General features: G+C 64.7%; 19 protein-coding genes. 12 read left to right on the forward strand and 7 right to left on the reverse strand.

Annotated elements, in window-relative coordinates; all coding sequences use genetic code 11:
* Positions 1-29 precede the first annotated feature (29 nt).
* The 3 genes from IVA87_RS13575 (at position 30) to IVA87_RS13585 (ending at position 2587) form a co-directional block, all read left to right on the forward strand.
* The gene (locus IVA87_RS13575; RefSeq protein ID WP_247333856.1) at positions 30-1133 is read left to right on the forward strand and encodes a trypsin-like peptidase domain-containing protein; all 1104 of its coding nucleotides are present in this window, start codon (positions 30-32) and stop codon (positions 1131-1133) included.
* A 125-nt stretch (positions 1134-1258) separates the two neighbouring features.
* Positions 1259-2050: a fumarylacetoacetate hydrolase family protein gene (locus IVA87_RS13580; protein ID WP_247333857.1), complete on the forward strand. Its 792-nt coding sequence runs from the start codon at positions 1259-1261 to the stop codon at positions 2048-2050.
* 150 nt (positions 2051-2200) lie between these two features.
* Entirely contained in the window at positions 2201-2587 is a 387-nt protein-coding gene (locus IVA87_RS13585) for a hypothetical protein (RefSeq protein WP_247333858.1), read from the forward strand.
* Between the two features lie 68 nt (positions 2588-2655).
* Here the strand turns inward: IVA87_RS13585 and IVA87_RS13590 are convergent, their stop codons facing one another.
* Positions 2656-3507 (reverse strand): CoA ester lyase, encoded by an 852-nt coding sequence (locus IVA87_RS13590; protein WP_247333859.1) that lies wholly within the window; start codon positions 3505-3507, stop codon positions 2656-2658.
* Complete coding sequence (locus tag IVA87_RS13595) at positions 3507-3959, reverse strand: MaoC family dehydratase (protein WP_247333860.1); 453 nt, start codon at positions 3957-3959, stop codon at positions 3507-3509. The genes IVA87_RS13590 and IVA87_RS13595 overlap by 1 nt, the downstream gene beginning before the upstream one ends.
* 228 nt (positions 3960-4187) lie before the next feature.
* Between IVA87_RS13595 and IVA87_RS13600 the strand changes: the two genes are divergently transcribed.
* On the forward strand, positions 4188-5354 hold the full coding sequence (locus tag IVA87_RS13600; protein WP_247333861.1) for an acyl-CoA dehydrogenase family protein: 1167 nt from the start codon (positions 4188-4190) through the stop codon (positions 5352-5354).
* A 34-nt stretch (positions 5355-5388) separates the two neighbouring features.
* Here the strand turns inward: IVA87_RS13600 and IVA87_RS13605 are convergent, their stop codons facing one another.
* Complete coding sequence (locus IVA87_RS13605; RefSeq protein WP_247333862.1) at positions 5389-6960, reverse strand: AMP-binding protein; 1572 nt, start codon at positions 6958-6960, stop codon at positions 5389-5391.
* Between the two features lie 33 nt (positions 6961-6993).
* Positions 6994-7629, reverse strand: a complete 636-nt coding sequence (gene upp / locus IVA87_RS13610; RefSeq protein ID WP_247333863.1) for a uracil phosphoribosyltransferase — start codon at positions 7627-7629, stop codon at positions 6994-6996.
* 693 nt (positions 7630-8322) lie between these two features.
* Between upp and IVA87_RS13615 the strand changes: the two genes are divergently transcribed.
* From IVA87_RS13615 to IVA87_RS13640, 6 genes are all read left to right on the forward strand, one after another.
* The gene (locus tag IVA87_RS13615; RefSeq protein ID WP_049823729.1) at positions 8323-8412 is read left to right on the forward strand and encodes a K(+)-transporting ATPase subunit F; all 90 of its coding nucleotides are present in this window, start codon (positions 8323-8325) and stop codon (positions 8410-8412) included.
* Positions 8413-8523: 111 nt separating this feature from the next.
* Positions 8524-10239, forward strand: coding sequence for a potassium-transporting ATPase subunit KdpA (gene kdpA, locus IVA87_RS13620; RefSeq protein ID WP_247333864.1), 1716 nt, complete (start codon positions 8524-8526; stop codon positions 10237-10239).
* A gap of 5 nt (positions 10240-10244) precedes the next feature.
* On the forward strand, positions 10245-12359 hold the full coding sequence (gene kdpB, locus IVA87_RS13625; RefSeq protein ID WP_247333865.1) for a potassium-transporting ATPase subunit KdpB: 2115 nt from the start codon (positions 10245-10247) through the stop codon (positions 12357-12359).
* 111 nt (positions 12360-12470) lie between these two features.
* Positions 12471-13073: a K(+)-transporting ATPase subunit C gene (locus IVA87_RS13630; protein ID WP_247333866.1), complete on the forward strand. Its 603-nt coding sequence runs from the start codon at positions 12471-12473 to the stop codon at positions 13071-13073.
* A 37-nt stretch (positions 13074-13110) separates the two neighbouring features.
* Positions 13111-15834, forward strand: a complete 2724-nt coding sequence (locus IVA87_RS13635) for a sensor histidine kinase KdpD (protein ID WP_247333867.1) — start codon at positions 13111-13113, stop codon at positions 15832-15834.
* Positions 15831-16520: a response regulator transcription factor gene (locus IVA87_RS13640; protein WP_247333868.1), complete on the forward strand. Its 690-nt coding sequence runs from the start codon at positions 15831-15833 to the stop codon at positions 16518-16520. Before IVA87_RS13635 ends, IVA87_RS13640 begins: the two co-directional genes overlap by 4 nt.
* Positions 16521-16569: 49 nt before the next feature.
* Here the strand turns inward: IVA87_RS13640 and IVA87_RS13645 are convergent, their stop codons facing one another.
* Positions 16570-17454, reverse strand: coding sequence for a Ku protein (locus IVA87_RS13645; protein ID WP_247333869.1), 885 nt, complete (start codon positions 17452-17454; stop codon positions 16570-16572).
* 116 nt (positions 17455-17570) lie between these two features.
* On the opposite strand from IVA87_RS13645, the gene ligD reads away from it, so the two are divergent.
* The gene (gene ligD, locus IVA87_RS13650; protein WP_247333870.1) at positions 17571-20255 is read left to right on the forward strand and encodes a DNA ligase D; all 2685 of its coding nucleotides are present in this window, start codon (positions 17571-17573) and stop codon (positions 20253-20255) included.
* Between the two features lie 70 nt (positions 20256-20325).
* Here ligD and IVA87_RS13655 read toward each other — a convergent pair whose 3' ends face one another.
* On the reverse strand, positions 20326-20490 hold the full coding sequence (locus tag IVA87_RS13655) for a DUF3309 family protein (protein WP_084298933.1): 165 nt from the start codon (positions 20488-20490) through the stop codon (positions 20326-20328).
* A gap of 179 nt (positions 20491-20669) precedes the next feature.
* Between IVA87_RS13655 and IVA87_RS13660 the strand changes: the two genes are divergently transcribed.
* Positions 20670-20984 carry a polyhydroxyalkanoic acid system family protein gene (locus tag IVA87_RS13660; RefSeq protein ID WP_247295929.1) on the forward strand — a complete coding sequence of 105 codons (315 nt, stop codon included), beginning with the start codon at positions 20670-20672 and terminating at the stop codon, positions 20982-20984.
* Positions 20985-20986: 2 nt separating this feature from the next.
* Here the strand turns inward: IVA87_RS13660 and treY are convergent, their stop codons facing one another.
* Positions 20987-23773 carry a malto-oligosyltrehalose synthase gene (gene treY / locus IVA87_RS13665; RefSeq protein WP_247333871.1) on the reverse strand — a complete coding sequence of 929 codons (2787 nt, stop codon included), beginning with the start codon at positions 23771-23773 and terminating at the stop codon, positions 20987-20989.

Consider the following 23773-nt stretch of genomic DNA (forward strand, 5'->3'; position numbering starts at 1 on the left):
AATCCTGGGCTAGGCGGCAGGTGACGAAGATGAATGCTGTGCGTTTGCTTTCGCTGGCGTTGCTGTTGCTGACGCTCCCGGCATCGCAGCCCGCCGCTGGCCAAATTCCGGACCTGAAGACGGGCGGCTCGGTACCGACCCTGGCGCCGCTGGTGCGTCAGGTGACGCCGGCCGTGGTCAACATCTCCGTGCATGGCCGCGTGCGCGAGGACAATCCGCTCTATCGCGACCCTCTCTTCCGCGAGTTCTTCGACGTCCCCCGGCAGATCGAGAAGGAAGTCAACGCGACCGGCTCCGGGGTCATCGTCGATGCCCAACGCGGCTACGTACTCACCAACAATCACGTGGTCGAAGGCACCTCCGCCGTTCAGATCACCACCAAGGATGGCCGGCAGTTCTCCGCGAAGGTTATCGGCCGCGATCCGCCGACGGACGTTGCGGTGCTCCAGATCCAGAACCCGGCCGGGCTCAAGGCGCTTTCCTTCGGCGACAGCGACGCGCTCGAAGTCGGCGATTTCGTGCTTGCGATCGGCAACCCATTCGGCCTCGGCCAGACCGTGACGTCCGGCCTCGTCAGCGCGCTGGGCCGGACCGGACTCGGCAAGCAGGGTTATGAGGACTTCATCCAGACCGATGCTGCGATCAACCCGGGCAATTCCGGCGGGGCGCTGGTCAGCCTGCGCGGAGAACTGGTGGGCATCAACTCGGCCATCATCTCGCCGGCCGGCGGCAATGTCGGCATCGGCTTTGCGATTCCGGTCAACATGGCGCGGAAGGTGATGGAGCAGATCGTCGCCAAGGGCCGCGTCGAGCGCGGCCGGATCGGCATTTCGCTGAAGGACCTGCATCCATCAGTCAACAAGGGATTCAACGAAGGTGCCGTCATTGCGGAGATTGCGGCGGATTCGCCGGCGCAACAGGCAGGCCTGCGCAAGGGCGATATCATCACCAGGGCCGACGACCGCCCGATCCGCACCGCCGCCCAGCTCCGCAACACGATCGGCCTTGCGCGCATCGGCGAGGAGGTCAAACTCGTCCTGCTGCGCAATGGCGCCCCGCTGACGGCCGTCGTGAGAGTCGCCCCCGCGCCCGAAACAAGCAGTGCCGCCGCTGGCAACCGTTTCGTCCGTTAGCGGGTTCGCACGGCGCGGTATCCAGCAAGCCGCGCCGATCCATGTTGCTGGCACACCGAATATCGACTATCAGCCGGATCGGCGCGCATGACGCTGCCCAAGCAAAGGCAAAGGGAGCACCCGAGATGACCTCACCCACGCGACGTGATTTGCTCGCAACCGCGGCGGCGGCTACCGCCGTTTCGATGACTGGGGTCGCACCGGCCGTCGCGCAGGGCGGACCCAAGCCGATCTTTCCAGTGCCGATGGTGACGATCCCGATCGTCGGTGAGACCCAGGTGTTTCAGGTGCGCCGCATCTACTGCATCGGGCGCAATTACGCGGCGCACGCGATCGAGCGCGGCTCGGATCCGAACCGCGAGCCGCCGTTCTTCTTCCAGAAGCCGACCGACGCGATTCAGAACGTCGCGATCGGCGAGGTCGCCGATCATCCCTATCCGTCGCTGACCAAGAACTATCATCACGAGGTCGAGCTGGTTGCGGCGCTGAAATCCGGCGGCACCAACATTCCGGTCGAGAAGGCGCTCGACCATGTCTATGGCTATGCGCTCGGGCTCGACATGACCCGGCGCGATCTTCAGAACAGCATGGCCGCGGAGAAGAAGCCCTGGGAGATCGGCAAGAGCTTTGATCATGCGGCCGTGCTCGGTCCGATTCACCCGGCAAGCAAGACTGGCCATTTCGAGAAGGGTGCGATCTCGCTGGCAGTCAACGGCACCGTCCGGCAGAACTCCGATCTCAGCAAGATGATCTGGAGTGTCGCCGAGCAGATCGCAAAACTGTCGGAAGCGTTCGAGCTGAAGGCCGGCGACATCATCTATTCCGGCACGCCGGAGAATGTCGGCCCGGTGGTGAAAGGCGACGTGCTCGTGTGCAAGCTCGAGGGTCTGCCGGACATGTCGATCAGGATCGTCTAGCAGTTGCGCTGAGTGGCCCGCGTGGAGCCCCGGTTGACGGCGCAAGAGCTGCTAACGCCGAGTTCCATCGATTGCCCTTGGTTGGCCGGCAAGCGAACTTGGTACGGCCATATTTGAGCAGGAGTGATCTGCCGCGAGGGAGGCGCTCCGATGAACAAAGCTGTGATCACCGCTATTGCGATGCTGGCTTGCGTGCCGGCGAGCGCAGTTGCGCAGGAGCGCGCGGGCGATGCAGCGCTCGGCGCCCTATCCGGTGCGGTCGTACTGGGTCCGGTCGGCGCCGTCGCCGGAGCGCTGGTTGGTTATACCGCCGGACCTTCGATCGCCCGGTCCTGGGGCCTGAGAGGTTCGCCGTCGGCAAGACACCGGCAGCCGCCACGTCGCGCGGCCGCGACCCGCGTCCCACCGCGCACGCGCGAGGCGATGGCCGCCACCAATGGCCAGACGAGCGCTGCTGGCAACCCGACCCCGCCGGCTCAAGCCGCGCCTGCCGTGCCGGCCCAGACCTCGGCTCCGCCCGTTCAGGGCTTCGACTGAGGCGCGGCTTCAACCGACACCTCGGCAGGTTGAAGGTCGCCCGCGCGGCCAGCCGAAGTGACGGCGATCTAGGGTAGGCCCAGGATTTTCTTCGCGGCGCGAAGATGCGGCTTGTCGATCATCTGGCCGTCGAGCCGCAGCGTGCCGGCATTGGGATTGCTCGCGAATGCCGCGATTACCTTCTCCGCCCATATGCGTTCGGCCTCCGTCGGCTCGAAGGCCGCGTTGACGACATCGACATGCTTGGGATGGATCAGCGCCTTGGCTGAAAAACCGTCGCGTCGTGCCGCGCGCGTCTCGGCGTCGAGGCCGGCGAGATTGTCGATGTCGGTATAGACGGTGTCGATCGGCGCAACCTCGGCCGCGGCCGCCGCCATCAGGCAGAGATCGCGCGCGAGCCGATAGGGGCTGTGGAACACGCCGCCCGAAGCTTTCTCGGTGGCGCCGAGCGAAGCCGAGAGGTCTTCGGCACCCCACATCAGTCCAGCGAGGCGAGGGGAGCAGCCTTTGTAGCTGCCAAGCCCGAAGATGGAGCCGGCGGTCTCCGTCGCGACGCAGACGATGCGCGTCGCGCCGACCGCGATGCCGGCCGCCGCCTCGAACGCTTCGAGCCAGGTCGCCACCTGCCGCACATCGTCGCCGCCTTGCGATTTCGGCAGCACGATGCCGTCGGGCTTGCCCGGCATCACCGTGGCGAGATCGGCGAGCGCCATGCCGGTGTCGAGCGCGTTGACACGGACATAGAGCTGGTGCGGGCCGCGAGAGCCCTTCAGCATCGCCAGCGTCAACCCGCGCGCCTGCTCCTTCTTCGCGGCGACGACGGAATCCTCGAGGTCTATGATCAGCGCGTCGGCCTTGCCTTCGCTCGCTTTCTCGAATTTGCGCGGGGAATCACCCGGCACGAACAGCATCGAACGCATCAGACCGGCCTCTTGTGCATCATCGCCATGCGCCGGCATTTGCCGACGATCTCGTCGTTCTGGTTGAGGGCGTGGTGCTCGAACTCGACGATGCCCGCCCTCGGGCGCGATTTCGATTCCCGCAACGAAAGCACCTTCGTCGTCGCCCGCAACGTGTCGCCGTGGAAGACCGGCTTTGGAAAAGTGACGTCGTTCATGCCGAGATTGGCAACAGTGGTCCCGAGAGTCGTATCATAGACCGTCATGCCGATCATGATACCGAGGGTGTAAAGACTGTTGAAAATGCGCTGGCCGAACTCGGTCTTCTCGGCGAAATGCGCATCGATGTGCAGCGGCTGCGGATTGAGCGTCAGCAGGCTGAACATGGTGTTGTCCATCTCGGTGACGGTCCGGGTCAGCGGATGCCTGAACTCTTGGCCTACGGAGAAGTCCTCGAAATAAAGTCCGGCCATCGCGGTTTCCCTCCTTGCGAAATAACGACGCGCTCGCACCGTCGCGCCGCATGACCCTATGCATGGTACACGCACTTGGCAGGCAAATTCACGTATCTGTACTGAGTTTTTCGAGCTAAAGAACGCAAGCGAGGGAAGGTCCGGCGCGGCAATCTTCCATCGCCGGTTGGGTGGGCTCGAAGATCGGGCACGTGAGTCGCCGCGGCTCCTAGCACGGAGATCAAGAACATGGATTTCGCGCTCACCGATCAGCAGGAAGCCATTCGCGACGCCATCGCCAAGATCTGCGAAGGCTTTCCCGATGTCTATTGGCTGAAGAAGGATCACGACGGCGGCTTCCCGCACGACTTTCACAAGGCGCTGGCAGATGCCGGCTGGCTCGGCATCTGCGTGCCGGAGGAGTATGGCGGCTCCGGGCTCGGCATTACCGAAGCCGCGATCATGATGCGCACCATCGCGGAATCCGGTGCCGGCATGTCCGGCGCGTCCGCGGTGCATATCAACGTGTTCGGACTCAATCCCGTCGTCGTGTTCGGCACCGAGGAGCAGCGCAAGCGCATGCTGCCGCCGATGGTCGAGGGTCGCGAGAAAGCCTGTTTCGCAGTTACCGAGCCCAACACCGGTCTCAACACCACCCAGCTCAAGACCCGCGCGGTCGCCAAGAACGATCGCTACATCGTCAACGGTCAGAAGGTGTGGATCTCGACCGCGCAGGTCGCGCACAAGATCCTGCTGCTGGCGCGCACCACGCCGCTGGAACAGGTGCGCTCGCCGACCCACGGCCTCAGCCTGTTCTACACCGATTTCGACCGCAACAAGATCAAGGTCCACGAGATCGAGAAGATGGGCCGCAAGATCGTCGATTCCAACGAGCTGTTCTTCGAGGATTTTGAAATTCCGATGGAGGATCGGATCGGCGAGGAAGGCAAAGGTTTCGAGTACATCCTCGAAGGCATGAACCCGGAGCGTATCCTGATCGCGGCGGAAGCGGTCGGTCTCGGCAAGCTCGCGCTATCGCGTGCGACCGAATACGCCAAGACGCGTGTGGTGTTCAACCGGCCCATCGGCAAGAACCAGGGCATCCAGCATCCGCTGGCGGTGAACTGGGTCGAGCTCGAGGCGGCCTGGTTGATGGTGATGTCGGCGGCCTGGCAATACGACAAGCGCATGCCCTGCGGCGCCGCCGCCAATGCGGCAAAGTATCTCGCCGGCGAGGCAGGCTTCTCGGCTTGCGAGCAGGCGGTGATGACCCATGGCGGCTTCGGCTATGCCAAGGAATTCCACGTTGAGCGCTATTTGCGCGAGATCCTGATCCCGCGCATCGCGCCGGTCAGTCCGCAGCTCGCGCTCAGCTTCATCGCGGAAAAGGTGCTTGGCCTCGCCAAGTCTTACTGAGCGACTCTTCCGGCCCAAACTCAAAAGGCTGTTCCTATTCGGCGGCGATCCGTTCCATGGCCATGGCACGAAGCCGGGCGCGCTGAATCTTGACGCCATTGGCGCTGTCGGTGACGGGGAAGGCATCCACGACATAGACCCGCGCCGGCACCTTGTAGCCGGCGAGCCGCTCGCGCAGACGGGCGATCAGCGCTTCCTGTCGCGGCGGCTCTCCAGCTGGGATCACGAAGGCGACGCAGCGGGCCTGTCCCTTCAGGTCGATCGCGACCACCTGGGCGTCGGCGACACCGGCGCACGATTTGAGCTCGTCTTCGATCTCGCCGGGCGCGACCAGGAAGCCGCCGAGCCGCATCGCATCGCCGGCACGGGTCTCGTAGACGAACGAACCATCGCCGCGCAGCCGGCCGATGTCGCCGGTGCGGAAGAAGCCATCGGCGGTGATCGCTTCCCGCGTCGCCTCGGGATTGTTGAAGTAGCCGAGGAAGCACGACGGCGCGCTGATCTCGATCTCGCCGGAGACGCCCTGGGCCGCAAGCTCGCCGATCTCGACATCGCGGATGCGGATTTTTGCGTCCGGCGACATCGGCCAGCCGCCGCCTTCGATGCGATCGGCGAAGGCATCGCTACCGCGGCCGATCGAGAACAGCGCCTGCACCTCGCTCGAACCGTACAAGCCGAACAGCGGCATGCCGCGCATCTCGGCCTCCGCGGCCAGCTCGCGCCAGCCGGGCTGGAATGCGGCGAAGCCGCAGATTTCGAGATGCGGAAACGGTCGTGGTGCATCGGTGAGCGCGAGGATGCGGCGGAACATCTCGTCCGAGCCGAATGAATGCGTGATCCTGCACTCCCCCAGGATTCTTACGGCCGGCGCCGCCTCGAAAGCATCGAGTACATGGATGGTCGCGCCCGCTGCGATGAAACCGAGCAGGCTCGTCATGCCAAAAGTGCCGCATAACGGCAGCATCGCCAGCAGCGAATGGCGCTGCGGATCAAGCTGCAGCGCCTTGGCGACGGACGCGGCATGCGTCGCCAGCGTCCGCTGCGAATGGGCGACGAGCTTCGGGCCCTTGGTCGTGCCCGACGTCGTGTACAGCAGGACGGGCAGATCGACGTCCTCCTGAGCCGGCGGGGCAGGCGGATAGGACCTGTCGAAGGCGTCGAACCGCACACTCGGCCATTGCGCGGGGATCGCGGTCTTGCCCACCACGGCAAGCTGTTGCAGCGCGGGCACCTCGTCCTTGGCGACATCGGCGAGAATGGCGGCAAAATCGATCGAGCGGAATGCGGCCTCGACCACCATCAGCTTGGCACCGGACAGGCGGAGCAGATGCGCGACCTCCGCACTGCGATAGCGCGTATTGACGGCGGCGACGACCGCGCCCAGGCGGGCGGCGGCGAACAGCAGTGCGAGCCATTCGATTCGGTTGACCAGCCAGACCGCGACGACGTCGCCCCTCCCGATGCCCTGCGCGGCGAGCCAGGCGGCGGTCTGCTCGATCCTTCCTGAGAGCTCCGCACGCGAGATCGGCGTGCCATCGAACACGAGGACGCGACTGGCCGCCTCGGTCGGGATCAGCGCTTGCAGCGAATATCTGTCGATCAGCATGGCGATCGGAGTAACCCGATCGTGCAAAGCTGTCTACTTGGTGCCGAACATCCGATCCCCGGCGTCGCCCAGGCCCGGCACGATGTAGCCGTGGTCGTTGAGCCGCTCGTCGATCGCGGCGGTCCAGACCGGCACGTCGGGATGCTCGCTCTGGAACTGCGCGATGCCCTCGGGCGCGGCCAAGAGGCAGACGAAGCGGATGTCGCTGGCACCGCGCGCCTTGAGCAGGGACGCGCCGGCGCAGGCCGAATTGCCGGTGGCCAGCATCGGGTCCATCAGGATAACGGTGCGATCGGACAGGTCCTGCGGCGCCTTGAAGTAATATTCCACGGCTTGCAACGTCTCGGGGTCGCGGTACAGCCCGATATGAGCGATGCGCGCCGAGGGCATCAGCGCCAGCATGCCGTCAAGGAAGCCGACGCCCGCGCGCAGGATCGGCGCCAGTGTGAGCTTCTTGCCGGCGATCTTCGGCGCCTGCATCGGGGCGATCGGCGTCTCGATGTCCACCAGCTCCAGCGGCAGGTCGCGCGTCACCTCGTAGCCGAGCAGCATCCCGATCTCGTTCAGGATCTCGCGAAAGCTCTTGGTCGAGCGGTCCTTCTCGCGCATCAAAGAGAGCTTGTGCTGGACCAAGGGGTGGGCGACGACGTTGACGCTGCTTGTGCTCATGAAACCGCTCTACACGGTTCCGTGAAATTGCGCCAGATCGGCCGAGTCTTTTCCGCGGGATACGCCGCCGCAAACGGGCATCGCGACCGCGCTGCGTGCCCGGTCGCTCGCCTCATAGGCAACCACGGTCAGTTCGCGGTCGATCGCTGTGTGGAAGCTCTAGACTCCGAGCCGCGTGCCAGAAGCGTGATCACGAGCGTCAGGATCGCGCTTCAGTAGTTGCATGCTACTTGTCCGGGGCGGGCGCCGCGCCGATCGTGGCGCGCCTCGACTGCGGCGTCCAGCAGTCCGGTAACTCACGCTCGCGCGACAGCGCACATGCCACTCGCCGTCGTCATAGGCGATGCGGCGGACCTGCCACATCGGCTTTCGACGGGACGACAAGCGTGTGTCGCTAGCCCCCGCCACCAGCCTTTATGAGATTCCTATAACTTCGCCATAGCCCTCATCTCGAAAACCTATGCCCCTGGTGTCACTTCAGCGCGGTCAAAAGTTCAGGTCGGTGCCCCGCGGAAATGCGCCTGCGTTTCCTTCGAGCCTTGTCGGGTCCCCGAGAAGCGGTTGCGCCTGACATCAGGGCGCAACGAGGAGTATCTCCATGATGGACATTCTGATGCTGGCGCTGGCCTTCGGCCTGTTCGCGCTCGCGATCGGCTACACCTATACCTGCGAACGGCTGTGACGGAGCGGATCATGATCTTCGATTACGCGCTCGCCGGTGCCGTCTCGTTCGGCCTCCTGGCCTATCTCACCTATGCGCTGCTGCGGCCCGAGCGGTTCTGAGCCGTGCTGCTGATTCTCGAATTGTTGCTGGCGGATGCCATGCTCGTCGCCAGCCTGCTGACGGTGCTTCTGCCTCTGCTAAGTCGGCGCCATGCCTGAAGGGTTGATTCCATGACTGTGATCGGTTGGCTCCAGATCATTCTGTTTTGCGCCATTATCGTTGCGCTCGCAAAGCCGCTCGGCGGGTACATGACGCGCGTGTTCAACGGCGAGCGCACCTTCCTGTCGCCGGTGCTGCGTCCGATCGAGGCCGGCATCTACTGGATCTCCGGCGTCGACGAGAAGCGCGAGCAGCATTGGCTGACCTATACGGTCGCCATGCTGCTGTTCCATATCGCCGGTTTCCTCGTCATCTACGGCGTGATGCGGCTTCAGGCCGTGCTGCCGTTCAATCCGGCCGGGCAGGGCGCGGCCGCCGAGGATCTCTCCTTCAACACCGCGGTCTCCTTTATCACCAACACCAACTGGCAGAACTACGGCGGCGAGAGCACGCTGTCCTATCTCGTGCAGATGCTCGGCCTGACGCACCAGAACTTCGTGTCGGCCGCGACCGGCATCGCGCTGGCGATGGCCCTGATCCGCGGCTTCTCGCGCGCCTCGGTGCGCACGGTCGGCAATTTCTGGGTCGACGTCACGCGGTGTACGCTCTACGTGCTGCTGCCGATCTGCGTCGTCTATGCGCTGTTCCTGGTCTGGCAAGGCATGCCGCAGACGCTCGGGCCGTATATCGAGGCGACGACGCTCGAAGGCGCCAAGCAGACCATCGCGGTCGGCCCGGTCGCTTCCCAAGTCGCGATCAAGATGCTCGGCACCAACGGTGGCGGCTTCTTCAACGCCAACGCCGCGCATCCCTTCGAGAACCCGACCGCGCTGTCGAACTTCGTGCAGATGCTCTCGATCTTTGCGCTCGGCGCCGCACTCACCAACGTGTTCGGCCGCATGGTCGGCGACCAGCGCCAGGGCTGGGCAATCCTCTCCGTGATGGGCGTGCTGTTCCTGGCTGGCGTCGCCATCGCCTATTGGGCGGAAGCGAACGGCACCGCGACGCTCCATGCGCTGGGCCTGACCGGCGGCAACATGGAAGGCAAGGAGGTCCGGTTCGGCATCATCGCATCCTCGCTGTTTGCCGTCGTCACCACGGCCGCTTCGTGCGGCGCAGTCAACGCGATGCATGACAGTTTTACCGCGCTCGGTGGCATGATCCCGCTGATCAACATGGAGCTCGGCGAAATCATCGTCGGCGGCGTTGGCGCCGGCATGTATGGCATGCTGCTGTTCGTCATCCTCGCGATCTTCGTCGCGGGCCTTATGGTTGGCCGCACCCCGGAATATGTCGGCAAGAAAATCGAGGCGCGTGAGGTCAAGATGGCTATGCTGGCCATCCTGGTGCTGCCGCTGATGATCCTCGGCTGGACCGCCGTCGGCGTGGTCTATCCGGCGGCAGTCGCCTCCATGGCGAATGCCGGCCCGCACGGCTTCACCGAAGTGCTCTACGCCTTCACATCGGCGGCCGGCAACAACGGCTCGGCCTTTGCCGGGCTCACCGGCAACACCTTCTTCTACAACCTGACGCTGGCAAGCGCGATGTTCGTCGGCCGCTTCTTCATGATCATCCCGGCCATGGCGATCGCGGGCTCGCTTGCGGAGAAGAAATCGATCCCGGCGTCCGTGGGCACGTTCCCGACCACCGGAGGCCTGTTCGTCGGCCTTGTGGTCGGTGTCATCCTGATCATGGGCGGCCTGACCTTCTTCCCGGCGCTCGCGCTTGGCCCGATCGTCGAACATCTGGCGATGAACGCCGGCAACCTGTTCCGATTGTTGGAGTGACCTCCATGGATACGATGCAACTGCAAAAACGTGCGCCGATGTCGGCAATGCTCGATCCCAGAATCGTGATGCCCGCGATCCGCGCCTCCTTCGCCAAGCTCGATCCGCGTCTGATGGTGAAGAATCCCGTCATGTTCGTCGTCGAGGTCGTTGCAGTGCTCACGACTGTGATCTTCCTGCGCGACCTCGTCATTGGCGGCGCGAACCTCGGCTTCACCTTCCAGATCATCGTCTGGCTCTGGTTCACGGTGCTGTTCGCCAATTTCGCCGAAGCCGTGGCCGAAGGCCGCGGCAAGGCGCAGGCCGAATCGCTGCGCAAGACCCGCACGGAAAGCCAGGCCAAGCTCCTCACTGGTGCTGGCGAGAATTTCAAGCTCGTGCCGGGCACGAGCCTGAAAGTAGGCGACATCGTGCTGGTCGAGGCCGGCGACACCATCCCTTCCGACGGCGAGGTGATCGAGGGCGTCGCCTCCGTCAACGAGGCCGCCATCACCGGCGAGTCCGCGCCCGTGATCCGCGAATCCGGCGGTGACCGCTCTGCGGTCACGGGTGGCACACAGGTGCTGTCGGACTGGATCCGCGTCCGTATCACGGCAGCCCAGGGCTCGACCTTCATCGATCGCATGATCAAGCTGGTCGAGGGCGCCGAGCGGCAGAAGACCCCGAACGAGATCGCGCTCAACATCTTGCTCGCCGGTCTCACTATCATCTTCGTGTTCGCCACCGTCACCATCCCCAGCTATGCGGCCTATGCCGGCGGCTCGATCTCGGTGATCGTGCTGGTCGCGCTGTTCGTGACGCTGATCCCGACCACCATCGGCGCGCTGTTGTCGGCGATCGGCATCGCCGGCATGGACCGTCTGGTACGCTTCAACGTGCTGGCGATGTCCGGCCGCGCGGTCGAGGCGGCCGGTGACGTCGACACACTGCTGCTGGACAAGACCGGCACCATCACGCTCGGCAACCGGCAGGCGATTGCCTTCCGTCCCGTGCGCGGAGTGACCGAGCAGGAGCTGGCGGATGCAGCTCAGTTGGCCTCGCTCGCGGACGAGACTCCGGAAGGCCGATCCATCGTGGTGCTGGCGAAGGAGAAATACGGCATTCGCGGCCGGGACATGGCCGAGCTTGGCGCGACCTTCATCCCATTCACGGCGCAGACCCGCATGAGCGGCGTCGATGCCGGTGGCGCGTCGGTGCGCAAGGGCGCGGTCGACGCCATGCTGAACTATGTTAGCGGCGGCGCGCCGCTGGCGGTTGCCTCCGGCAACGTGGCGCGGGCAACCCAACCGGCCGCCCTGTCGGATCTCGGTCGCGAGATCCAGACCATTGCCGATGAAATATCGAAGGCCGGCGGCACGCCGCTCGCGGTCGCCAGGGACGGCAAGCTGCTCGGCGTCATCCAGCTCAAGGACATCGTCAAGGGCGGCATCCGCGAACGCTTCGCCGAGCTGCGCCGCATGGGCATCCGCACCATCATGATTACAGGCGACAACCCGATGACGGCGGCCGCGATCGCGGCGGAAGCGGGCGTCGACGACTTCCTGGCGCAGGCAACCCCCGAGGACAAGCTCCGGCTGATTCGCGATGAGCAGGCCAAGGGCAAGCTGGTCGCCATGTGCGGCGACGGCACCAACGATGCGCCGGCGCTCGCGCAGGCCGACGTCGGTGTCGCCATGAACACCGGCACCCAGGCCGCGCGTGAGGCCGGCAACATGGTCGATCTCGACTCCAACCCGACCAAGCTGATCGAGGTGGTCGAGATCGGCAAGCAGCTCTTGATGACGCGCGGTGCGCTGACCACGTTCTCCATCGCCAACGATGTCGCCAAGTATTTTGCGATCATACCGGCGATGTTCCTGGCGTTTTACCCCCAACTCAACGTGCTCAACATCATGAGCCTGTCGAGCCCGCAGAGCGCCATCCTGTCGGCGATCATCTTCAACGCCCTCATCATCGTGGCGTTGATTCCACTGGCGCTGAAGGGCGTCGCCTACCGCGCCGTCAGTGCCGGCGCGCTGCTCCGCCGCAACCTGTTGATCTACGGCCTCGGCGGCATCGTTATTCCCTTCATCGGCATCAAGGCTATCGACCTCGTCGTCACCGCCTTGCATTTGGCTTAACACCGTCATTGCGAGCGAAGCGAAGCAATCCAGAGATACTTCCACGGTCGAAAGGCTGGATTTGCTTCGTCGCTTCGCTTCTCGCAATGACGAAACAATTAGGAGAAACACATGCTCAGAGAAATTCGCCCCGCTATCGTGCTCTTGCTGGTGCTCACCGCCATCACGGGCCTTGCCTATCCGCTCGCAATGACTGCCATCGCCGGCACGTTGTTTCCGGTGCAGGCGCAGGGCAGCCTAATCGAAAGGGACGGCAGGGTGGTCGGATCCGCTCTGATCGGGCAGGAGTTCAACGACGACAAATATTTCCACGGTCGTCCCTCGGCGACGCTGGCGCCCGATCTCAACGATTCGACCAAAACTGTGCCGGCGCCCTACAACGCTGCCAATTCGGGCGGCTCCAATCTCGGCCCCACCAGCAAGGCGCTGGCCGACCGGCTGAAGGAAGATGTGGACAAGCTGAAGGTGGAAAATCCGTCCGCGCCGGTACCGATCGATCTGGTGACGACGTCAGCTAGCGGCCTTGATCCCGACATCTCGCCGGAAGCGGCGCAATTCCAGGTGCCGCGCGTGGCGAAGGCACGGAATGTGCCGCAGGACCAGGTCAGGCAGCTCGTGACGGCCAATACCGAAGGCCGTTTGCTAGGCCTGATCGGCGAGCCCCGCGTCAACGTGCTGGCGCTGAATCTCGCGCTCGACCGCGCCGCGAAGTAGTATAGGCTCAGCACGCCGGGATGATTATATTGGCCTGATGGTTCAACCGCGCCGCGATCCCGAACAACGTCCGTCGCCTGATGCGCTGCTGGAAACCGCGCGTCGGGCAGAAAGCGCGAGCGGCAAGCTGAAGATCTTCGTGGGCGCCGCCCCGGGCGTCGGCAAGACCTACGAGATGCTGCAAAGCGCCCACGCCAAGCGCAAAGCCGGCATCGACGTCGTGGTCGGCTTCGTCGAGACCCACGGCCGGGCTGAAACCGAGGCGCTGGTGCGCGGGCTCGAAATGGTCCCCCGCAAGAGGATCGACTACCGCGGCCGGATCGTCGAGGAGATGGACCTCGATGCCGTGATCGCGCGGCGGCCGCAAATTGCGCTGGTCGACGAGCTCGCCCACACCAACGCGGTTGGCAGCCGCCACCCCAAGCGCTATCTCGATGTCGAGGAACTGCTCTCCCATGGCATCGACGTCTATACCGCCGTCAACATCCAGCACATCGAGAGCCTGAACGACGTCGTCGCCCAGATCACCCATGTGCGGGTGCGCGAGACGGTGCCGGATTCGGTGTTCGATCGCGCCGATGCGATCGAGCTGATCGACCTCACGCCCGACGACCTGATCCAGCGGCTGAACGAGGGCAAGGTCTATGTGCCGAGGCAAGCGGAGCGGGCGCTGGAGCATTACTTCTCGCCGGGCAACCTGACCGCTCTGCGCGAGCTCGCGCTGCGACGCACGGCCGAGCGGGTCGACGAGCAGCTCCTCACCCACATGCAGGCGAACGCCATCGCCGGTCCCTGGGCTGCGGGCGAACGTATCCTCGTCTGCGTCAGCGAGGATCCGCGCGCGGCCGGGCTGGTGCGCTATACCAAGCGGCTGGCCGATCGGCTGCATGCCCCGTTCACCGCGCTCTCGATCGAGACGCGCCGCTCGCTCCAGCTTTCCGACGAGGAGCGCGACCGGCTGGCCGATACGCTGCGGCTTGCCGAATCGCTCGGCGGCGAGGCGCTGACGATTCCCGCTGTGGGCCGCCGCATCGCCGACGACGTTGTGAACTTCGCGCAAGGCAACAACGTCACCCAGATCGTGATCGGCAAGTCGACCCGCTCGCGCTGGTTCGAGATAACGCGCGGCTCGGTCGTGCATGACCTGGTGCGCCGCGCCGGCAACATCACCGTCCACGTCATCGCCGGTGACGAGCTGCCCGGCGAGGCCGTGCCCAAGACCGCGGTACAGACCGCTGCGCGCGTGGAGCCGTTCAATCCGCTGCCCTATCTGAAGGCGCTCGGGATCGTGCTGATCGGGCTCGGCGCCGCGGAGCTGATCCAGCCCCGGTTCGGCATCGAGAATGTCGACCTCGTGCTGCTGACTGCGGTGGTCGCGGTCGCGGTCCGCTACGGCCTGTGGCCGTCGCTGCTCGCGACCGTCGCGGCCTCGCTGTGCTACAATTTCTTCTTCCTGCCGCCGATCTATACCTTCACGATCACCGACCCGACCAACGTTGCCGCCTTCGTGCTGTTCATGATGGTGGCGATGATCGTCTCTAATGTCGCGGCGCGCGTGCGCATCCAGGCCGACACCGCGATCGGGCGGATCCGGATGACCGAGCAGCTCCATGCCTTCAGCCGCAAGCTCGCCGGCACTGCCACGCTCGACGATGTGTTGTGGGCAACCGCCTATCAGATCGCGCTGATGCTGAAGGTCCGCGTCGTGTTGCTGCTGCCGGAAGAGGGCCTGCTCACGGTGAAATCCGGCTATCCGCCGGAGGATGAGCTCGATCAGGCCGACCTCGCCGCCGCCAATTGGGCCTGGAGCAACGACCGCACCGCAGGCCGCGGCTCGGACACCCTGCCAGGTGCGAAACGGCTGTTCCTGCCGATGCGCACGGGCCGTGGTCCGATCGGCGTCATCGGCATCGACAACGACCGCACCGGGCCGCTATTGACCCCGGACCAGCGCCGGCTGCTCGATGCGCTGGTCGATCAGGGCGCGCTCGCGATCGAACGCGTGCTGCTGGTCGAGGACATGGATCGCGTCAAGCGCACCGTCGAATCCGAACGGCTGCGTTCGGCGCTCCTGACCTCGATCTCGCACGATTTGAAGACGCCGCTGGCCTCGGTCCTCGGGGCGGCCTCCACCATGCGCGACCTCGACGGCGCGCTCTCTGACACCGAGAAGCGCGACCTGCTCGCGACCGTGATCGACGAGTCCGAACGGCTCAACCGCTTCATTGCCAATCTGCTCGACATGACCAAGCTCGAATCCGGCGCCATCGTGCCCAATACGGCGTTGCACGATCTCGGCGAGATCGTCGGGAGCGCGCTGCGGCGAGCGGCCAAGATCCTCGCTGCTCACAAGGTCGAGCTTGTGCTGGCGGCCGATCTGCCGATGCTCGAGCTCGATGCCGTGCTGTTCGAGCAAGTGCTGTTCAACCTGCTCGACAACGCCGCAAAATATTCGGCGCCAGACACCACGATTGCGATCCGCAGTCAGCGCGAGCGGGATCACGTCGTTCTCGATATCGCCGATGAGGGCGGCGGCATCCCACCCGACGAGCTCGAGAGCGTGTTCGACAAGTTCTATCGCGTGCAGAAGGGTGATCATGTCCGGCCCGGCACCGGGCTCGGCCTCGCCATCTCGCGCGGTTTCGTCGAGGCGATGCGGGGCACGATCTGGGCCGCCAACCGCAGCGACCGGAGCGGCGCGATTCTCACCATCCGTCTGCCCGTCCCAGTGCAGACCCACGCATTGGATACCGCCGCATGAGTGCTGCCCCGATCAAGGTCCTGGTCATCGACGACGAGCCGCCGATCCGTAAACTGCTGCGGATGGGGCTGACGACGCAGGGCTATGAGATTCTAGAGGCGTCTAACGGCAAGACCGCGCTGGACAAGCTTGCCGAGGAACCGGCGCTGATCATCCTCGATCTGGGCCTGCCCGACGTGCAGGGACACGAACTGCTGCGCACCATCCGCGCCCGCAACGAGGGGGTGCCGATCGTGGTGCTGTCGAGCCGCGGCGACGAGGCGGGCAAAGTGCAGGCGCTCGATCTCGGCGCCGACGATTACCTGACCAAGCCGTTCGGCATGGAAGAGCTTCTGGCCCGCTTGCGTGCCGCGCTGCGCCACCAGCTTCAAATCAAAGGCGAGCGCCCTGTATTTCGCACCGGCGATCTCTCCGTCGACCTCGTCCGCCGCATCGTCAAGGTCGGCGAGCGCGAGGTGAAGCTGTCACCGAAGGAATACGATCTTCTTCGCGTGCTGGTGCAGCACGCCGGCAAGGTGCTCACCCACCGCTTCCTGCTGAGGGAGCTCTGGGACGAGCTGACCGACGCGCAATATCTGCGCGTCTATGTCCGCCAGCTCCGCCAGAAGATCGAAGCCGACCCGGAACGGCCGCACCATGTGCTGACCGAGACGGGGATCGGATACAGGCTGAAGGCGGGGGATTAGACCAGCCGTCATTCCGGGGTCGATGCTTTGCGTCGCGCTGGAATGACAGTCAACCCGCCTTGCGATGCCTTGCCGTCGACCGGTGCGCCTTTTTCGCGCTGCGATGGCGCCCGGTCGACCGGCGCGCGTGGGACTTCGCCGATGTCCTCCCGCCGCCGCGTCCCTTCAAGCTCTGCTTCAGCGCGTCCATGAGGCTGACGACGTTGCTCGGCCGCTCCTCGGGCTCCGGCAGCTCGATCTTCTTGCCGCTGGCCTTGCGCTTCACCAGCGCCTTCAGCGCGTTCTCGTACTCGTCCTTGAATTCGCTGGGGTCGAAATGCGCGGCCTTGCTGTGCAGGATGTGACCGGCGAGCTCGACCATGTCCTTGGTGATCTTCGGGCTCTTGATGTCATCGAAGAACTGGTCCTCGTCGCGCAGCTCGTACGGATAGCGCAGCGTGGTGCCGAGCAGGCCTTTACCGAGAGGCTCGATCGCCATCACGTGCTCGCGATTGGTGAGCACGATTTTTGCGAGTGCCACGCGGTCCTGATCCTTCATCGCGTCGCGGATCACTGCGAAGGGGTCGGCCGCGGCCTTGCCGTCGGGCGCGATGTAATAGGGGTGATTAAGGTAACGCTTGTCGATCTCCTCGCGCGGCACGAAACTCTCGATGTCGATGGTGTGGTTACTCTCGATCTGCACCGCTTCGAGCTCCTCCGGCTCGATCTCGACATACTTGCCCTTGCGCAGCTCGTAGCCGCGGCCCTTCTGGTCGCTCTCGACCACGTCGCCGGTCTCGGAATCGATCATCTGCTGCTTAAGCCGGTTCCCGGTCTCGCGGTTGATGAGATGAAACCGCGTCTTCTCGGCGGCGGTTGCGGCGGGGTAGAGCACGACGGGGCAGCTGACCAGCGAGAGCTTCAACGTTCCCTTCCAATAGGCACGCGGGGCCATTCCATTCTCCAGCGTTTTCAAGGCGTTTTGGAACCCCAACCCGGCCATGGGGTTTTGGTTCCGGGTGGGACTTTGGCCGTGATAGGCTTGATGCCGAAAGAGAAGCGGGACCGGTCGTGCTGCAAAAACTCTCCACTTACCGACAGAAGCGTGACTTCGAGAAAACGCCCGAGCCATCGGGCAAGACCGCCGTGGCGCCGTCGAAGCAGCGGCGCTTCGTGATCCAGAAGCACGATGCGAGCCGGCTGCACTACGACCTCCGACTCGAGTTCGACGGTGTCTTCAAGTCCTGGGCCGTGACGAAGGGGCCCTCGCTCGATCCACATGACAAGCGGCTGGCGGTCGAGGTCGAGGACCATCCGCTCGACTATGGTGATTTCGAAGGCACGATCCCCGAAGGCCAGTATGGTGGCGGCACCGTGATGCTGTGGGATCGAGGCTATTGGGAATCAGAAGATCCGGAAGCCGGCTTCAAGAAAGGCGATCTCAAGTTCACCCTCCATGGCGAGAAGCTGCAGGGAAGCTGGGTGCTGGTGCGCATGCGCAACGACCGCACCGGCGGTAAGCGGACAAACTGGCTGCTCATCAAGCATCGTGACGAATATGCGCGCGAGGGCAGCGACAACGACATCCTCGAGCAAGACAAGTCCGTTGCTTCTGGCCGAGCGTTGGAGCAAATCGCTGAAGGAAAGGGGCGCGCGCCCAAGCCCTTCATGCTGGCCAAGGGGCCGAAGGGCAAGGCCGACGCGGTCTGGCAGTCCAACCGCGCCGAGGAGACGAAAGGGCGCACAGTGAAGCCCGCGCCGCGCACGGCGTTGAAGGCCAGACCGACGGCGAAGAAGACAGCCGCGACAGCAGCGAGCGCCAAGAAGGTCTCGGAGATGCCGGACTTCGTGGCGCCGCAGCTCTGCACGCTGGTCGAGCGGCCGCCGGCCGATGGTGGCTGGTGCCACGAGATCAAGTTCGATGGCTATCGCGTCCAGCTCCGAGTCGAGGACGGCGAGGCGACGCTCAAGACGCGGAAGGGTCTCGACTGGACCGGCAAATTCGCCTCCATTGCCGAGGAAGCGGGGGCGCTGCCGGACGTGCTGATCGACGGCGAGATCGTCGCGCTCGACCACAACGGCGCGCCGAACTTCTCCTCGCTTCAGGCTGCGTTGTCGGACGGCAAGACCGACGAGTTGATCTTCTTTGCCTTCGATCTCCTCTTCGCCGAGGGCGAGGATTACCGTCGGCTGCCGCTTGGCGAGCGCAAGGCGCGGCTGAAGGAGCTTCTGGAATCACGCAAGCGGAAAACGAGCCAGATCCGGTATGTCGAGCATTTCGAGAGCGGAGGCGATGCCGTGCTGCAATCGGCCTGCAAGCTCGAGCTCGAGGGTGTGGTGTCGAAGAAGCTGGATGCGCCGTATCGCTCCGGCCGCACCGAGAGCTGGGTCAAGTCGAAATGTCGCGCCGGCCACGAGGTGGTGATCGGTGGCTACAAGACCACGAACGGCAAGTTCCGCTCGCTAATGGCGGGCGTGCAGCGCGGCGATCATCTCGTCTTCGTCGGCATGGTCGGCACCGGCTTTGGGGCGGACAAGGTCAAGCGCCTCATGCCTTCACTGAAGGCCATGGAGGCCAAGCAAAGCCCCTTCGGCGGCAAGAACGCGCCGAAGAAGACCCGCGAGGTGCACTGGCTGAAGCCGGAGCTCGTCGCCGAGATCGAGTTCGCCGGCTTCACCGCCGACGGCAATATCCGTCAGGCCGCGTTCAAGGGATTGCGGCAGGACAAGCCGGCCAAGGAGGTTGAGGCGGAGACGCCGGCGGATACCGAGCTCGCCGAACCCTCGGCCAAAGGAGCGAAGCGCGCAAAAGCGCGGCCAGGTGCGCGGTCGGCCCTGGGCGGCAGCAACGCCGAGGTCATGGGCGTCGTGATCTCCAAGCCGGACAAGGAGCTGTGGCCCGAGGACGGACATGGCGATGCCGTGACCAAGCTGGATCTCGCGCGCTATCTCGAAGCCGTCGGCGAATGGATGATCGTGCACCTCAAGGGCCGGCCATGCTCGCTGATCCGCGCGCCTGACGGCATCAAGGGCGAGTGCTTCTTCCAGCGCCATGCCATGCAGGGGACGTCGAACCTTCTGGAGCTCGCAAGAGTCTCCGGCGACCGCAAGCCGTATTTGCAGATCGATCGGATCGAAGGGCTCGCGGCGGTGGCGCAGATCGGCGGCGTCGAGCTGCATCCCTGGAATTGCGCGCCCTATGCTTATGACACGCCGGGCCGGCTGGTATTCGATCTCGATCCGGCGCCCGACGTCGAATTCGCCGACGTCGTCGAGGCGGCCAAGGAGATGCGGCAGCGGCTCAGCGATATCGGCATGGACAGCTTCTGCAAGACCACAGGCGGCAAGGGCCTCCACGTGGTGGTGCCGCTGCTCCACGGCGCGCGCGACAAGGTGAGCTGGAAGGAGGCCAAGGCGTTTGCGCAAGGCGTCTGCCAGTGGATGGCCGATGACGATCCCGAACGCTATCTGCTCAACATGTCGAAGAAGCTGCGCAAGGGAAAGATCTTCCTGGACTATTTGCGCAACGACCGCATGTCGACCGCGGTTGCCCCGCTGTCGCCGCGCGCGCGCACCGGTGCCACGGTGTCGATGCCCGTGACTTGGGCGCAGGTGAAGAGCGACCTCGATCCGAAGCGATATACGATGCGGACGGTGCCGGGCCTGCTGGCGCGATCGAAAGCGTGGGAGGGCTATGATGATGCCGCCGCATCGATCAAGGCGGCGATCAAGAAGCTGGCGGGAAAGGTGAAGTAGATTTGTGCTACCGCGCGTCGCGCGTAGGGTGGGCACGCTCGCCTGCCCACCCTACACGATCCGCCTTCGGCTATATGCGTCCCATCAGGAGCAGGATCAGCAGGATGATGATGACGAGTCCGAGGCCGCCGCCGCCGTAATAGCCGGTGCCGTAGAACGGTCCGCCGCCGATGCCGCTGAAGCCGCCGAGCAGGGCGATGACCAAGATGATCAGAATGATCGTGCCGATAGACATGCGAATCTCCTCCAGCCCTTTCTTGAAAGGGTCGTCTGACCTGTCCCGTTATCCGGGGGCAACTTGCCGCAGGTTTGAAAGTTCCGGCTTCGCAATGCGGGTTCCGGCTTCAGCATGTTTGGAACTTTTGCCTTTCCATGCGGCATGATGAGGTGAGGATCAGCAGCAGGGTCACGGCCATGGCAGAACCGCTCGTCGTCTCAATTCCGCATCGTCTCGGCCGCGACGAGGCGGTACGCCGGCTCAAGACGGGGCTTGGCCGCGCCGCGGCAAGCATTCCCGTGATGCAGGTCGAGGAGGAGCGTTGGAGCGGCGACTGCATGAATTTCCGCATCCGCGCGCTCGGGCAGATCGCGACCGGCCAGGTCGACGTTGCCGAAGATCACGTCCGGGTCGAGGTGGTGCTGCCCTGGCTATTGCAACGCTTTGCCGAGATGGCCCAGGGCGCGATCAGGAAGCGCGGACAGTTGCTGCTGACCAAAGACGGAAAGTAGCCTCAGGCGCGCACGCGCTGCCGCATCGGCTTCGCTGCACTGGCGGTGCGCGCCTCGATGATGGTCCCGGGAAGATCGCGCAGGGCCTGCGCGAGCGGCAGTTCATCGCCTGCAAACCCTGCCGCGGTGTAGCCGGAGATATCGACGGTTGCATCGAAGCCTTCCAGCGCCGGCCATTCCCGGCCTCCTTGCGTGAACGGCGCGAAGTGACGCCCGACCGCGACGATCGCGGCCGCCCGGCCATGGCGGCGGGCGAAGGCGATGACGTGCTCAGCATGCCCGCCGCGAACCTCGAGTGGCTGATAGTCACCCTGGACGAAGATGTCGGGGAGCCGATTGCGCAGCTTGAGGAGATGACGGGTCCAGGCCAGCTTGAGCCGGCCGTCCGGCCAGGCCTTGATCAGGTCGCTCCAGTCCGGAGCTTCCAAGGACGTCAGCGCTCTGCGGCGCGCGGCAAAGTCCACCGGCCGCCGGTTGTCGGGGTCGACCAGCGACAGGTCCCAGAATTCGGTGCCTTGGTAGAAGTCTGGCACGCCCGGCAGCGTCGCCTTGAGCGTGAGCTGGCTCAGCGAGTTCAATATGCCGAGCAGTGCGACGCGGCGGGCTAGGGTCTGCAGAGCCTCCAGGAATTCTGCGGATTGAGCGGGGTCGAGGATCTTGCCGATGAAGCTCTTGAGGCCGTCTTCATACGCTTCATGCGGATTGAGCCAGCTCGTCTCCTCCTTGCCTTCACGCGCGGCCTTGAGGGCATAGGCTTGGATGCGCTCGACGAAATCAGGACCGACCGGCCCTTGGAGCGGCCAGGCGCCAAGCAGGGTCTGGTAGAGCATGTACTCGAATGTCGCCGACGGCGCGCGGAAACTATCTCGGTGGGTGAGATGCGGCGCGTTCAACACCTTCCAGCGCGCCACCGCGCTGGTCCATTCGCCGGGAATCTCGCTGAGCGCCGCGATCCGCGCGCGGGCATCCTCGCCGCGCTTGGTGTCGTGGGTGGCCGTGGCGGTCATGCCGTGCGGCCATTCCCTGGCACGGGCCTGCATGGCCTGATGAAAGGCGGGAATAGTAAGGCCGACGCTCGCGGGATCACCGCCGACCTCGTTCAGCCCGAGCAGCCGGTGGAACTGGTAGAACGCGGTGTCCTCCAGCGACTTCGCCATCATCGGTCCGGTGAATTGCTGCACCTTCAGCGCGAAGCGGCGCACGCGCGGCGCGCTGTGTGGGGGACGCCCAGGCTTGAGCAGGTCCATGGTCAGAGCGTCGCGCAGGAAGTCGAAAATGCCTTCATCCGCGGCGAACCATTCCCCGCGGGCGCGTTCGATGGTCTCATCGATCAGCTTGCGATCGTGTGCGGTCGGCGCGCTCGTCGTGAGATAAGTGCGGTAGACCGGGAAATGCAGCACATAGAGCTCGAGCGCCTGGCGCAGGCTGTCGGCGGAGAAGTCGCGCGTCGAGTAATGCCCGTTGGCAATGCGCGCCAAAAGGCGCGTCAGCACGGTGAACTCGCTGGTGAGCAGCGTCTCCAGCACCCGCCGCTTGGCGTCCTTGACGTAAGGCGCAAGCCGGGGCGGCCGGTTGCTGATCTGCCGCCAGGTCTCGTCCAACGCCGTCAGCCCCTTGGCGTCGACCAGCACCTGGGTGATGACGTTCATCCATTCATAGCCGGTGGTGCCCTGGACCCCGGCGAAGTGCGGCAGGCGCTCGTGCTCGCACAGGATCTTCTCGACCACTGTATAGAATGGCTTTGTGTTGCCTTGGGCGTCGCGGACCAGCCGGCGCAGCCGCTGGCAATATTGCGCGGGATCGCGCAGGCCGTCGATGTGATCGAGACGGATGCCTTGCAGTCTGCCGTCGGCGATGAGCTGCTTGACCAGCCGGTGCGTGGCGGCAAACGTGCCGGGATCCTCGACGCGCAAGCCGGCGAGGCCGTTGACGTCGAAGAAGCGGCGATAGTTGATGTCGCTGGAGGCGAGCCGCCAATGCCCGAGCTTGTAGTGCTGGCGCTCGAGCAGATGATGCAGCGCCAGCGTCTGGGCGGGACGGTCCTTGGCAGCGCGATAGGCGGCAAGACCGCGCGCAATGATGTCGGCAGCACCCGCAATGTCCTTGAGCTCTGCCTTGAACGCGGGAGCTTCCTTGCGGTTGGGACGGCGCAGTCCGGTGTAGTGCGCCGCGAGCGCGAGCAGGCGCTTGCCGGGCTCCGTTTCCCCCGCATCCGCCTCCTTGACGATCATCCGCAGCACTTCGCCATAGCGCTCCGGCGCGACGGGTAAGCGGTGCTCGAAATACCAGGCGGAAAGACTGCCCTGGTCCGGATCATAACGCAGCTCGATCTCGCCGCGCTCGAGCGCCTCGCCATAGGACGCGCCGAGAATCGGCAGCAGCACGCCGCCGCGGGCGCGGAAGGCCAGTTGATCCCAGTCGATGTCGAATGAGACCGCATGCGGTGAAGCCTGGCCCCACTCCAGCACGTCGAGCCACCAGGGATTGTCGGCAAAATGCACGCCGACGTGATTGGGCACGAAGTCGATGATGAGTCCGAGGTCGTGATGGATCAATGTTTCGCTCAGCCGCGCGAAACCGGTCTCGCCGCCGAGTTCGGGGCTGAGCTGGCTGTGATCGACCGTGTCATAGCCGTGGGTCGAGCCCTTGCGAGCCTTCATCACCGGGGAGGCGTAGAGATGTGTGATCCCGAGCGCCTTCAGATAGGGCACGACCGCGGCGGCCTTGTCGAAGCCGAAATCCGCGGTGAGCTGGAGCCGGTAAGTCGCGAGCGGAATGGCGGGAGGCAT

The sequence above is a fragment of the Bradyrhizobium sp. 147 genome (assembly GCF_023073935.1).
Classification (GTDB): domain Bacteria; phylum Pseudomonadota; class Alphaproteobacteria; order Rhizobiales; family Xanthobacteraceae; genus Bradyrhizobium.